Raw genomic sequence first — 12,150 nt, forward strand, 5'->3', positions numbered from 1 at the left:
CCGCGAGGCGCACCCACTCCTCCCAATCGGTGCTATCGCGCAGGGCAGGTCGAAAGACCTGCCCTTTCTTTTTGTGCTGCGCTCGCATAATCTCTGCTGCAATGCATCATCCTTGGGGAGGGTAAACGGTGTCGGAACAAGAAAAACCACTGTTGATCAAACGTTATGCTAGCCGTCGGCTGTATAACACCGAGACCAGCGACTACGTCACACTTGAAGATATCGCTTCATTTATTCGGGACGGGCGCGAAGTGCAGATCATTGACCTTAAATCTGGTGACGATCTGACGCGGCAATATCTGCTGCAAATTATTGCTGAACACGAAAGCCGCGGCGAAAATGTGCTGCCGGTCAATGTGTTGAACGATCTGGTGCGCAGCTACATGTTGCCGGGTGGCGGTGTGATGCCGCAATTCCTGCAAAGCTCATTCGAGATGCTGCGGGAAAACCAGAGCAAGATGATGGAAAACATGAGTGCGATGAATCCGATGTCTCAGATGCCGGGATTCGATGCAATTCAGGCGCAGCAGCAAGCATTCCTGAAAGCCATGACAGGTGGTCTGTCCGGCGGATGGTCCGGCCCGGACAAAGACGATGACGCCAAATCCGAGCCCAAGGAAGATTTGGACGACATCAAAAAACAGTTGGCGGAACTGCAGCAAAAGCTGTCCAAGCTCAACTGACGCGGCCCAAAATGCGCTGGTTGATCCTGAGTATCACGCTACTTTGGATGCAACCCGCGTTGTCGCAAGGTGTTTTCTCGGACCAGTGGACCCAAGTTTGTACATTGGGGACACGGGCCGAAGCCGGATGTGACGCGATTCGTGCACGCGAAATTCTTGCGGCCGATCAGCCCCCATGGCGCGCGATTGGGCGTGTTAATTTTGCCAGTCGGGATCAGAAGTCTCACTGCACCGGTGTTCTTGTTTCGGACAACCTTGTCCTGACCGCCGCGCATTGCTTGTACAACAAACCGCGTCAGCGGTGGATTCCCCCCTCAAGCATCCGTTTTGCCGCCGGTTATCAGCGCGGAGAAACCGCTGCGGTTTCAGGCGTGAAAGGGTATCGGCTCCATCCCGAACAGGGCGTTGAAGGCCGGTTTGATGACAGGGCAGACCTGGATTGGGCGGTTCTCGAACTCAGTGCGCCGATTGGGAAGCAGGTCGGCTATCTGCCCCTAGCGGACGATGGCGCGACTGAAACATTTGTTGCGGGGTATCCGGGTATCCGACCCCATGTGCTGAGCAAGACAAAGACCTGCCAGCCGCACCGCCATTCAAGCGGGGTTTTGCTGGCGACATGTCCTGTCATGATGGGGGATTCTGGCGCGCCTTTGTTGGTCGAGATGGACACTGGATTGCAGGTTGTCGGCATCCTATCCCGCGTGGCTACAACCCCCAAGGGGATCACAGCACTGTTTCTGCTGGTCGATCTTTTTGACCTTGGACCCTAGTCGCCGTCAGGTTCCGTACACCGGAACCGGGCCTGTAACCTCGCCCACAGACGCCAGCAGGATATCCGAAATCACATCCAGCTCTTCGCGCGTCAGGCGCACAGGCAGTCGGACATCGCAGGCCTTCATTAGCATTGCGCGGGTTTGCGGTAGCTCGAACTTTTCCGGCAGGAATTGCCAGTTCCAGAATGCGCGGGCGTTGTCCTGGCTCAGGCCAAAGACCTGAACCTTGACGCCCCGCGCCTCAGCCGCCGTAGCGAAGGCGCGGATATCGTTGTCGTCCATGCCCACCAGGTTGAACTGTATGGAATCCGGTGCCCGGCGTTCGGGCTCCAGAGGGGCAGGGACGTCGATATGGGGCGATGTATTCAACCGGTCTGAAACATAGTCGTGGTTGGACAGGCCGTCACGCACACGACGCGCAAGTTCCGGGATTTGTGGCCGGATCACCGCAGCGCTGAGATTGCTCATCCGCAAATTATAGAGCGGCAATTGGTTCTGCCAGCGGGCAAATGCCTGCTCCAACTCGGGCGAGTTGTCGCCTTGCGGTCCCTTGTGCTTCTTCCAGTTATGTTCATACGCGCCCGACATGATCACGGCTTGCGCCACCAGATCGGCGTCGTCGGTGATCAGAATACCGCCTTCGCCCGCGTTAATCATCTTGTAGGACTGGAACGAGAAACAGCCGATCTTGCCGATCGTGCCGATATTGCGCCCGTGCCAGGTTGTGCCTAGCGAGTGCGCCGCGTCCTCGATCACAGGGATGTCGCGTGCGTCACACAGCGCCATGATGGCATCCATGTCCGAGGTGTGGCCGCGCATATGGCTGATGATCACGGCATGAACGCCGTCCAGCTTGGCCTCGAAATCGGCCATGTCGATGCGATAGTTTTCACCGACTTCGCACAGCACCGGAATGCAGTCTGCGTGCACGACCGAAGACGGAACGGCGGCGAAGGTGAAACCGGGGATCAATACCCGCGCATCCCGCGACAGGCCGAGCGCTTTGAGGGACAGGAACAGAGCGGCCGAGCAGGAGGATACCGCCAGGGCATATTTACTGCCCAGCAATTTGGCAAATTCGGCCTCAAGCAAGGCAACCGGCGCGTCCTGCGGCGCGGTATAGCGAAACAGATCGCCTGACTGCATCAGGGCGTCGATGGCTTCTTTTGCTGCTGGGGGGATGGGTTCGGCGGCATGAACGTTTGGCGGAAGCGTCATATTTGATTTTCCCAAATTCTATCTTTGGGAAAGATAAAGCTATTTTTTCAGCAATCCAACCCTTCAATCGCCCCTAAGGCGAAATTTCACCGATCTGTCAAATTCGGATGCTCTGAGGGATTACGGAGCTTCGACCGGCCAGCTTTTGGTCTTGCAGCCGACGCGAAAGTAAGGTGCGATTGGTTTAACTCTGCTTTTGTTATTCACGGGTTGGACCACAGATTTGATATTCAGACCTTTGACAAGGCTGTTGGCGATATCCTCGTTCGCAACAGTCGCACACGCCCAATATGTTCTCTCGGATGGAACCGAAGTCGCGCCGCTCGAGATGTTTCAGGAATGCGATGTTTGCCCTGAGATGATCGTGCTGCCTTTGGGCGAGTTTCTGATGGGTGGGCCTCCGGGAGAGTCAAAGCAGAACGTCAAGTTTGATGAAGCTGGCAACTGGATACCCGTCACGCCCGACAACCCCTATATCGCGTTTCATGAGGGGCCGGTCCATAATGTCACGATTGACATGCCAGTCGCAATGGGCTGCAACGAGATCACCTATGATCAGTGGATGGCCTGCGTGCAGGATGACGGCTGCGGCGGGTACGAGCCGCAGGACTTTATTCGGCTACCCAACTCGAAGCGCGCAAAGGTCAGGGGCAACCATCCCGTTATCACGGTCTCTTATCTGGATGCGGTTTCTTACACCGATTGGCTGAACAGTAAGGTCGGGATGGACGTCTACCGCCTGCCGACCGAGGCAGAGTGGGAATACGCCGCCCGCGCCGGAACGCAGACGCCCTTTGCGCAGGGTGAAGAAGTCACCACGGATCAGGTGAACTTTCTGGGCAGCGCAACCGAGATCATGCTGGGCGAAGAGCGGCCCGACCTTGTTTCGCGTGGCACGCCTGTGCCTGTAGATCAATTGGATGCCGCAAATGTGTGGGGAATGCGCCACATGTCAGGCAATGTGGCCGAGTTTATGATATCCTGCTGGACCGACACTTATGCGGGGTGGGACACATCCAGCCGCTATCTGGAAATGGCTCTCGAAACGCCGTGCGCGAAAATAGTGAGCCGAGGCGGAGCATATCCCTTTGCCATGGACGCTTCTCGTGTTGCCAATCGGGGGAGAGCCTTGCGGGATACCCGATCGACTTTGGCGGGATTCCGCGTTTTGAGAGAGTTCAAGCAAGCGCCTTAGCGTCACACCCCCAACCGGTCCCGCAACGCAAACCATGTCATCGCAAGCACCAGCAGCGGGCTACGCAGCGCGGGCCCTCCGGGAAAGGGCAGGGCGGGGACGCGGGCCATTGTGTTAAACCCTTCGGCTTGCCCCTGGATGGCCAGCGCCATCAGTTGACCCGCATGCGTGGCCGTGCCGACCCCGTGCCCGGAATAACCCGACGCGGACAGGATATTGGGCGCGAACCGCGCCAGATACGGCATTCGGCGCATTGTGATGGCCAGAGTGCCGCCCCAAGCGTAGTCGATCTTTACATCTTGTAAGTGCGGGAAAATCTCGGTCATGGGTTTGCGAACGGTCGCGGCGATGTCGGTAGGGAAACGATAACCGTAGCTCTCCCCACCACCAAACAGTAGACGACCATCGGCGCTGAGGCGGAAGTAATTCACCACGAACTTGGTGTCGGCCACGGCGACGTCTTTTGTCAGGACGCGGGCGGCATCCACGCCCAAAGGCTCGGTCGCGGCGATGAAGTTGTTGATGGGCATGACCTTGGTGGCCACCTTGCGGTTCAGATCGCCGAGATATCCGTTGCAGGCCAGTATAACGTGGTCTGCCGTCACCTTGCCGTGTGCGGATTTCACAACGGCTGGTGTGGCTTCTTCGACGCCCAGAACCTCGGTGCTTTCACAGATGCGTACGCCGGCTTTGTCCGCTGCCTGAGCCAGCCCCAACGCAAAATTCAGCGGGTGCAGATGCGCCGCGCCCATATCCAGATAGCCGCCCCGATAAGAGGGCGAAGGACACAATGCCTGACCTGCGCCTTCGTCCAGAACCTTGATCTGGTCGTAACCATAGCGGTCGGACAGATGTGCCGCGTGATCATGAAGCTCTTGCTGCTCACTTTGGCTGAGGCCCAGAACGGCCACGCCGGGTTTCAGGTCACAGTCGATCTGGTGCTTCGCGATCAGGGATTTGACCAGATCTTTTGCGTCTTCGGCCAGGTCCCACAGCTTGGCGGCGTCATCATCGCCGACCAGTCGCTCGAGGTCTTCCTGATCCATCCGCTGTGCGCTGCCCAGTTGCCCGCCATTGCGGCCTGATGCCCCAAAGCCAACGCGGTGCGCCTCGAGCAGGACAACGTCGAACCCTGCTTCGGCCAGATGCAACGCTGCGGACAGGCCGGTATACCCGCCGCCCACGATGCAAACATCAGCCTTCACATCGCCGGACAGCGCGGGGAAGCGGTCCACCGGATTGGCCGTCGCAGCGTACCAGCTGGCCGGGTATTCGGCCTTGCGGTCATTGGAATAAAGCAGGTTCATCGGGTGCCTCAGACATTCATCAGCAGATGCTCGCGCTCCCACGGAGAGATGACCTGCAGGAATTCCTCGTATTCGGCCCGTTTGACGATGCCATAGACGCGGGCGAACTCAGGGCCCAGAACTTCGTGCAAGGCAGTAGCCTCATCAAACAGGTCCAATGCGTTGCCCATCACTTGCGGGATGTCACCTTCGCCCTCATAGGCATCACCATAGAATTGGCGGCGCGGGCGTTCTTGCCGGGTCAGGCCCAGATAACCACAGGCCAGGGACAGCGCGATGCCCAGATAAGGGTTGCAATCCATCCCTGCGATCCGGTTTTCCACGCGGCGTGCCTCGGGGCCGGACAAGGGCACGCGAATGCCGGTGGTACGGTTGTCGCGCGCCCATTCCAGATTGATCGGCGCGGCGTGATCTTTCACATAACGGCGGTAGGAATTAACGTATGGGGCCATCACGGCCAGGCCAGCTGGCAGGTGGTTCTGCAGCCCGGCGATGAAATTGTAGAACGCGTCCGTTTCACCGCCCTGTGGACCGGAAAAGATGTTCTGGCCTGTTTCCATGTCGATAATCGAGTGGTGGATGTGCATGGCCGAGCCCGGCTCATCCTCGATCGGTTTTGCCATGAACGTGGCAAAGCAGTTGTGGCGCAGCGCGGCCTCGCGGATCAGACGTTTGAAGTAGAACACTTCGTCGGCCAGTTTGACCGGGTCGCCATGGCGCAGGTTAATCTCTAGCTGACCCGCGCCACCTTCCTGCGTGATGCCGTCAATTTCGAACCCTTGATGCTCGGCGAAATCATAGATGTCGTCGATTACAGGTCCGAACTCGTCCACCGCGGTCATCGAATAGGCCTGCCGCGCGGCTGCCGGACGACCCGAACGGCCCATCATCGGTTTGATGCCCTGTGCCGGGTCGACATTGGGGGCGACCAGAAAGAACTCCATTTCCGGTGCTACGACCGGTTTCCATCCCTTGTCGTGATACAGCTGCACGACGCGTTTCAGAACATTTCGCGGGCTGAAAGGGATCGGGTTGTCGTCCCGGTCATAGGCGTCGTGAATAACCTGCAATGTCCAGTCACCCGTCCATGGCGCGGCAGATACGGTCGAGAAATCAGGTTTCAGGATCATGTCCCGTTCGATGAACCCGTCCTCACCGGCTGCTTCGCCCCAATCGCCGGTGATGGTTTGATAAAAGATGCTGTCGGGCAGGTGGAAATAAGTCTGCCGCGCGAACTTGCTGGCAGGTACGGCCTTGCCGCGCGCAATGCCCGGCAAATCCGAAATGATGCATTCGACCTCATCCAGCCGGTGGCCGGAAATATAGGTTCTTGCTGCTTCTGGCAGCTGGTCTGTCCAGTCGGCCATCAGGCCCTCTCTTTCTTCAGAAATTCTGCCATGTGCCGTCCGATGGTCGAGTTGTCGTCGGGGCCGGGCAGCCGGTTAGCGGCAGCTTCCATCAACGGGTCGGGAACAACACCCTTGCCGCGCGTTTCCATCAGGCCCTGGATAAAGGCATCGCCGTATTCCGGGTGGGCCTGCACGGTCCAGATGTTGTCGCCATAACTTACCATCGCATTGCGGCAAAAGTCGTTGGTGCCGATCACACGCGCGCCTTCGGGCAGCTCAACCACCTGATCCTGATGCCAGGCATTCAGGGTAATGGACTGGCCTTCCAAGTCATATTCGGTGCGCCCGACGGCCCAGCCACCGGTGAATTTTTCGACTTTGCCGCCAAGCGCCTGCGCGATGATCTGGTGGCCAAAGCACACACCGATCAGCGGACGGCCGCTGCGTTGAATGGCGCGGATCAGATCTTCGAGCGGTGGTATCCACGCATGATCTTCATACGCGCCATGGCGCGAGCCGGTGATGATCCAGCCATCAGCCTGAAACGCGTCCTTGGGGAATTGGCCGTCTACAACGGCGAAGGTTTCGTAGGTAAAACCGTTGCCGTCCAGCAGCGCGGCAAACATCGCGTCATATTCGCTGAATTTGTCCTGCAGTTCATCAGGTGGATGGCCGGTCAGTAGGATGCCGATTTTCATGGGTCACCAAATTTGATCAAATTTATTCTAGCCCAGCGGATGCGGGCGGGCAAGGGGGCTCATACGGCTTCGACATAACTCAGCCAATGGTTTTCGGATGGACGCTCGGCGAACCGCTTGATTTCCTGTCGCTTGGTCATGGCGAAATAGCGGATCAGGTCGGCCGGAAAGATGCGCGCGACATTGGGGTCTGTTTCGAATGCTGCAATGGCTTGGGTCCAGTCGGCAGCCAATTGCGGCAGCCCGTCGACCTCATAGGCATTGCCCGAAATCGGGGCAGGCGGTTCCGACTGATCTTCGATGCCGTTCATAGCGGCCCCCAGAACAGCGGCCAACATCAGATAGGGGTTGATGTCCCCACCGGCGACGCGGTGTTCGATCCGCCGCGCGGCCGAAGCACCACCGGGAATGCGCACAGCGGCAGTGCGGTTTTCATAGGCCCAGCACGCACCGGTCGGGGCGTGCGCGCCCGGGACCAGGCGCGTGTATGAATTCCCGTGCGGCGCAAAGACAAGCGTACATCCGGGCATCACGGTCAGGCATCCCGCCACTGCCCAACGCAGTAGATCGGTGCCTTCGGGGCCGCCATTATCGAAAACGTTTCGGCCGTGTTGGTCCACGACCGAGAAATGTACATGCATCCCGTTGCCAGCGTCATCGGCGTAGGGTTTCGCCATGAAGGTTGCGGTGAACCCGTGTTTGCGGGCAAGGCCACGCACCAAGACCTTGAAAAGCCATGTATCATCGGCACAGCGCATGGCGTTTTGGTGATTCAGGTTGATTTCGAACTGGCCAATACCGCTTTCCGAGATGGCGGTTTGCGCGGGAATATCCATCGCAGCGCACCCGTCATAAAGGTCGGTGAAGAACGCATCGAAGGCATCCATTTCGGCCATCGACAGGACTGCCTCATCCTCCAGCCGTCGCCGGGTCACAGGATTGACCGGCGGCTGCGGATACGCACCCGAGGCGTCTAGCAAGGTGAACTCCAGCTCTGTCGCCGCAATGACCGACCAGCCGCGCTGTGCATAGCGATCAAGGACAGAGGCAAGTGCATGCCTGGGGTCGCCAGCAAACGGGGTGCCTTCGTCGTCATACAGGCACATGGGGACAAGGGCGGTTTCCGTTTCCAGCCAAGGCACAGGCACTGGGCCGCGCTCGGTCGGAAGCAGGACGCCGTCTGCGTCGCCGGATTCGAAAACCAGCGGGCTGCCGTCGATATCCGCGCCCCACAGGTCGACATTCAATGCTGAAAACGGCATGCGCAGCGTGCCTTTGTCCAGCTTGTCGGTGTAAGAGGGCGGCACACGCTTGCCTCGCATCTGACCATTCAGGTCACATGCGGCAACGCGAAAACTGTGCAAGGCGCTCAGATCCATCACTGACTCCATTACTCTGGCTACCCGAGGTGTAATAGAGGAGTGACCTGTTGTCACGAAATTTGATCAAATTTTCTTTGACTGAGAAAAACCCCGCGCTCGTCCAGTGGGACAGGCGCGGGGTTGGTCGTCAGACGAAGCTGACGCCGTTTTCTACCATCGGCAGAGTGGTGACTTTCACGCCAGAAAGCGCCCGGATCGCATTGGCCAGCGCGGGGGCCGAAGGCGGCGTGCCGGGTTCTCCAACACCAGTGGGGGCTTCGGCGGAAGGCACGATATGAACGTCAATCTCGGCAATATCGCCGATGCGCAGCGGTTCATAATCAGGGAAGTTGTACTGATCCACGGCGCCTTGGGTCAGCGTGATCTGATCACGCATGACGTGGCCGATACCATATCCGATACCGCCTTCCATCTGCGCGCGCACCACGTCGGGGTTCACGGCAATCCCGCAATCCACGGCGCATGTGACCTTCTCGATCTTGATGCCGTTTTCCGGATCACCGGACACCTCAACAACCTGTGCGGCATAAGACCCAAAGGATTTATGCACCGCGATACCTTGTGCGCGACCCGCAGGAGCATTACCCCAACCGGCCTTCTCAACAGCCAGCTTCAGAACTTCTGCCTTGCGTTGCTGATCCGCATTATTGGTGTCCGCCAGATGGGACAGACGGAATTCTACCGGGTCACGACCCGCAGCCTCGGCCACGGTATCCATCATTGTCTCCATGACATACCCGGTGTGCGTGTGCCCCACCGAGCGCCACCAAAGAACCGTTGTTGCCTTGGGGGTATCGGTTAAACCCAAGGCCATTCCGGGGATGTCATACGGGCTGTCGGCAATGCCCTCGACAGAGCTGTGGTCGACGCCGTCATGTACCGCGACGGCTTCAAACGGTGTGCCCTTGATGACCGACTGACCGGCGACCTGATGCTGCCAGCCGACGATTTTGCCATCGGCGTCCAGGCCAACGCGAACCCTGTGGCCGAAGGCGGGGCGGTAGTAACCGCTGCGGATATCATCTTCGCGGGTCCACACCAGTTTGACCGGGCGCGAGCGGTCGGTGACCACAAAGGCCAGCGCAGCCTCAACCTGATAATCCGCATCTGGCGTCGCCCGCCGTCCAAAGGATCCGCCGGCCAGCATTGTTTTGATGTGAATCTTTTCTGGCGGCAGTTGGAAGATCTGCTGATAGGCCATATGCGGGCCGGTCGGCATCTGGGCACCATCGTGCAGGACAATGTCACCTTCGGCAGTTTGCTCGATTGTGCAGTTCAACGGTTCCATCGGGGCATGTGCCAAAAGCGGGAAATAGAAGGTCTTTTCAACGACCTTGTCCGCGCTATCAATGGCCGCGGCCACCGCTGCGACATCCGCCTTGTTCACGTTATACGCGGCTTCGGCGTCCAGAGCGGCCATGATTTCGGCCTTGATCTGGTCCGAGTCGCGGGTCTCAGATCCGGACATGTCCCAGTCTACCTCAAGCGCGTCGCGCGCCTGAATGGCGGCCCAGGTGTTTTCGGCATAAACCGCGACGCCTGCCTGATTTGGAAGAACCGCGGCGCTGATAAATCCTTTGACGTCTTTTGACGCGCTGTCGTCAAATCCGTTGGCAATACCGCCTTTCGATTCAGGGCGCTTGATCATGGCGACCATCTGGTTCGGCAGATGGACGTCCATCGCGTACATTGCCTGACCGTTGCCCTTGATGGCCGAATCCTTGCGGCGCACCGTTTCGTTTCCGATCAGACGGAACTCTGACGGGTCTTTTAGGCGCGGCTCGGTCGGGGCCTCCAGTTGAGAGGCCGCGGCCACGAATTCAGCGATTGGGGCCGATTTGTCGCCTGCCTTGACGATACCTTCCTCAATGGTGATGCCGGATGCGTCCACGCCCCAGCTTTGCGCAGCGGCATTGATCAGCATCTCACGCGCTGCCGCACCTGCCTGACGGTATTGCATCCACGAATTTGCCATTGCGGTCGATCCGCCGGTGCCCTGGAAGGGGCCGAACAGCAGGTTGTTATAGACCTGCGGGTTGGACGGCGCGAATTCGTATTCGATCTGGTCCATGGTCAGGCCGATTTCCTCGGCGATCAGCGTCGGCAGGCCGGTAGCTGGACCTTGGCCCTTTTCAAAGTGTTTTACGATGGCTGTTACAGTGCCATCTGCATCGATCTTCACGAACGGGTTGAATTGAGCGGTCTCTGACGAAGCAGCCGCCAGCGCCCCATCAGGGCGTGCGCCAACCAGCAGGACGGCACCGGCAGCAGCGGCACCTTTCAGAAATCCACGGCGGGAGGTGTTGATGGTCATGGATCAGGCCTCCAAAATTTCAGATGCGCGCTGGATGCCGGCGCGAATGCGTTGATAGGTGGCGCAACGGCAGGCGTTGCCATGCATGTAATCGTCAATCTCTTCGATGCTGGGTTTGGGGTTTTCGGACAATAGTCCAACCGCCGACATCACCTGACCCGACTGGCAATAGCCGCACTGGACCACGTCCAGCTCGACCCAGGCTTGCTGAACAGCCGCGCCGATTTTGTCGTCTCCAACCGCCTCGATTGTAGTGATCTCGGCATCTTCGACATCTTCGATATAAGTCTGGCACGAGCGCACAGGCTCGCCGTTCAGATGCACGGTGCACGCGCCACAGGATGCGACGCCGCAGCCGAATTTTGTTCCGGTCAGCTTAAGTTCATCCCGGATCACCCAGAGCAGGGGCGTGCCGGGTTCGGCGTCGACCGTGTGGGTCTCGCCGTTCAGTTTCAAAGTCAATGCCATGAGGGGGCTCTCCGTGTTGGGCTGGTTACCTGAGTCGGTAAACTGGCGGGTTTACACTAGGCCAGAAACCCGCGCGTGTAAACTGGTGAGTTTACGTAGTGTTTGACCTTGATCTGTCAATGGGTCTATAGCTTTAAAATATGAACGAATGCACAGCGCCGAATGCGTCCAAACATGCCCAGATCATCGAAGCGGCCGTAGCGGAATTCCAAGAAAAAGGGTTCGCCGCTGCCAGCATGGATCGCATTTCTGCGCAGGCCGAAGTGTCCAAGCGCACGCTGTACAAGTACTTTGAAAGCAAGGAAAACCTGTTTAGATCCATCGTGTTGGAACTGTCCAACCGGTTCGCGGCCGTTCGGGACATCCGCTATGAAAAAGGGCGCGACATTCGTAAACAGCTGACCGATCTGGCCTGGGCCGAGGGGCGCATTCTGATGCTGCCCGAAGTGATGGCGATGGCGCGGATGGTGATCAGCGAAACCCTGCGCAACCCTGATCTTGCTGCCGCTGCGCAAGGCAAACTGGACAAAACAGCGATCTTTATCGAGATGCTGAGGGATGCAGCCGAAGACGGGCAGTTACGGATCGAAAACCCCGAACAGGCGGGACAGGAATTCATCGGCCTGATCAAGTCCAGAGCTTTCTGGCCCATGGTTTTCACTGGTAATGTTCTGAATGAAGCCGAGATGACCGCGACCATAGAAAGCAGCGTCGCCATGATCCTCAGTCGCTACGGCGTCTAGGTTCAATGCAACGGCGGGGC

The 12,150-nt window shown here is 58.5% G+C and carries 11 protein-coding genes; 4 read left to right on the forward strand and 7 right to left on the reverse strand.

Features of this window, described 5'->3' with window-relative positions:
- Nucleotides 1-128 precede the first annotated feature (128 nt).
- Nucleotides 129-683, forward strand: a complete 555-nt coding sequence (gene phaR, locus AC2FIB_RS21655; protein WP_496723607.1) for a polyhydroxyalkanoate synthesis repressor PhaR — start codon at nucleotides 129-131, stop codon at nucleotides 681-683.
- Between the two features lie 11 nt (nucleotides 684-694).
- Nucleotides 695-1,453, forward strand: coding sequence for a trypsin-like serine peptidase (locus tag AC2FIB_RS21660; RefSeq protein WP_496737735.1), 759 nt, complete (start codon nucleotides 695-697; stop codon nucleotides 1,451-1,453).
- Between the two features lie 6 nt (nucleotides 1,454-1,459).
- Here AC2FIB_RS21660 and AC2FIB_RS21665 read toward each other — a convergent pair whose 3' ends face one another.
- Nucleotides 1,460-2,674 carry a DegT/DnrJ/EryC1/StrS family aminotransferase gene (locus tag AC2FIB_RS21665; RefSeq protein WP_496737734.1) on the reverse strand — a complete coding sequence of 405 codons (1,215 nt, stop codon included), beginning with the start codon at nucleotides 2,672-2,674 and terminating at the stop codon, nucleotides 1,460-1,462.
- 250 nt (nucleotides 2,675-2,924) lie between these two features.
- On the opposite strand from AC2FIB_RS21665, the gene AC2FIB_RS21670 reads away from it, so the two are divergent.
- Entirely contained in the window at nucleotides 2,925-3,869 is a 945-nt protein-coding gene (locus AC2FIB_RS21670; protein WP_496737733.1) for a formylglycine-generating enzyme family protein, read from the forward strand.
- Between the two features lie 2 nt (nucleotides 3,870-3,871).
- On the opposite strand, the gene AC2FIB_RS21675 is transcribed toward AC2FIB_RS21670, so the two are convergent.
- The 6 genes from AC2FIB_RS21675 to AC2FIB_RS21700 all read right to left on the reverse strand — a co-directional run bounded on the left by AC2FIB_RS21675 (nucleotide 3,872) and on the right by AC2FIB_RS21700 (nucleotide 11,387).
- Nucleotides 3,872-5,176 (reverse strand): NAD(P)/FAD-dependent oxidoreductase, encoded by a 1,305-nt coding sequence (locus tag AC2FIB_RS21675; protein ID WP_496842706.1) that lies wholly within the window; start codon nucleotides 5,174-5,176, stop codon nucleotides 3,872-3,874.
- 8 nt (nucleotides 5,177-5,184) lie between these two features.
- The gene (locus AC2FIB_RS21680; protein ID WP_496737731.1) at nucleotides 5,185-6,543 is read right to left on the reverse strand and encodes a glutamine synthetase family protein; all 1,359 of its coding nucleotides are present in this window, start codon (nucleotides 6,541-6,543) and stop codon (nucleotides 5,185-5,187) included.
- Nucleotides 6,543-7,223, reverse strand: coding sequence for a type 1 glutamine amidotransferase (locus tag AC2FIB_RS21685; protein WP_496737730.1), 681 nt, complete (start codon nucleotides 7,221-7,223; stop codon nucleotides 6,543-6,545). Before AC2FIB_RS21685 ends, AC2FIB_RS21680 begins: the two co-directional genes overlap by 1 nt.
- A gap of 59 nt (nucleotides 7,224-7,282) precedes the next feature.
- Nucleotides 7,283-8,602, reverse strand: coding sequence for a glutamine synthetase family protein (locus tag AC2FIB_RS21690; protein WP_496842707.1), 1,320 nt, complete (start codon nucleotides 8,600-8,602; stop codon nucleotides 7,283-7,285).
- Nucleotides 8,603-8,732: 130 nt separating this feature from the next.
- Complete coding sequence (locus tag AC2FIB_RS21695; RefSeq protein WP_496737728.1) at nucleotides 8,733-10,919, reverse strand: xanthine dehydrogenase family protein molybdopterin-binding subunit; 2,187 nt, start codon at nucleotides 10,917-10,919, stop codon at nucleotides 8,733-8,735.
- A gap of 3 nt (nucleotides 10,920-10,922) precedes the next feature.
- A complete protein-coding gene (locus AC2FIB_RS21700; protein WP_496723593.1) occupies nucleotides 10,923-11,387 on the reverse strand; it encodes a (2Fe-2S)-binding protein in 465 nt (154 codons plus the stop codon).
- Between the two features lie 140 nt (nucleotides 11,388-11,527).
- Between AC2FIB_RS21700 and AC2FIB_RS21705 the strand changes: the two genes are divergently transcribed.
- Nucleotides 11,528-12,130 carry a TetR/AcrR family transcriptional regulator gene (locus AC2FIB_RS21705; RefSeq protein ID WP_496737727.1) on the forward strand — a complete coding sequence of 201 codons (603 nt, stop codon included), beginning with the start codon at nucleotides 11,528-11,530 and terminating at the stop codon, nucleotides 12,128-12,130.
- Nucleotides 12,131-12,150: the final 20 nt, after the last annotated feature.

The organism is Ruegeria sp. YTSA072 (assembly GCF_059610285.1).

Excerpts from the sequence above, each read along its gene's own strand:
- AC2FIB_RS21660 (WP_496737735.1), top strand. The coding sequence starts at position 695 with ATGCGCTGGTTGATCCTGAGTATCACGCTACTTTGGATGCAACCCGCG.
- AC2FIB_RS21685 (WP_496737730.1), bottom strand. The coding sequence starts at position 7,223 with ATGAAAATCGGCATCCTACTGACCGGCCATCCACCTGATGAACTGCAG.
- AC2FIB_RS21695 (WP_496737728.1), bottom strand. The coding sequence starts at position 10,919 with ATGACCATCAACACCTCCCGCCGTGGATTTCTGAAAGGTGCCGCTGCT.
- AC2FIB_RS21665 (WP_496737734.1), bottom strand. The coding sequence starts at position 2,674 with ATGACGCTTCCGCCAAACGTTCATGCCGCCGAACCCATCCCCCCAGCA.
- AC2FIB_RS21675 (WP_496842706.1), bottom strand. The coding sequence starts at position 5,176 with ATGAACCTGCTTTATTCCAATGACCGCAAGGCCGAATACCCGGCCAGC.
- AC2FIB_RS21705 (WP_496737727.1), top strand. The coding sequence starts at position 11,528 with ATGAACGAATGCACAGCGCCGAATGCGTCCAAACATGCCCAGATCATC.
- AC2FIB_RS21700 (WP_496723593.1), bottom strand. The coding sequence starts at position 11,387 with ATGGCATTGACTTTGAAACTGAACGGCGAGACCCACACGGTCGACGCC.
- AC2FIB_RS21680 (WP_496737731.1), bottom strand. The coding sequence starts at position 6,543 with ATGGCCGACTGGACAGACCAGCTGCCAGAAGCAGCAAGAACCTATATT.
- AC2FIB_RS21690 (WP_496842707.1), bottom strand. The coding sequence starts at position 8,602 with ATGGATCTGAGCGCCTTGCACAGTTTTCGCGTTGCCGCATGTGACCTG.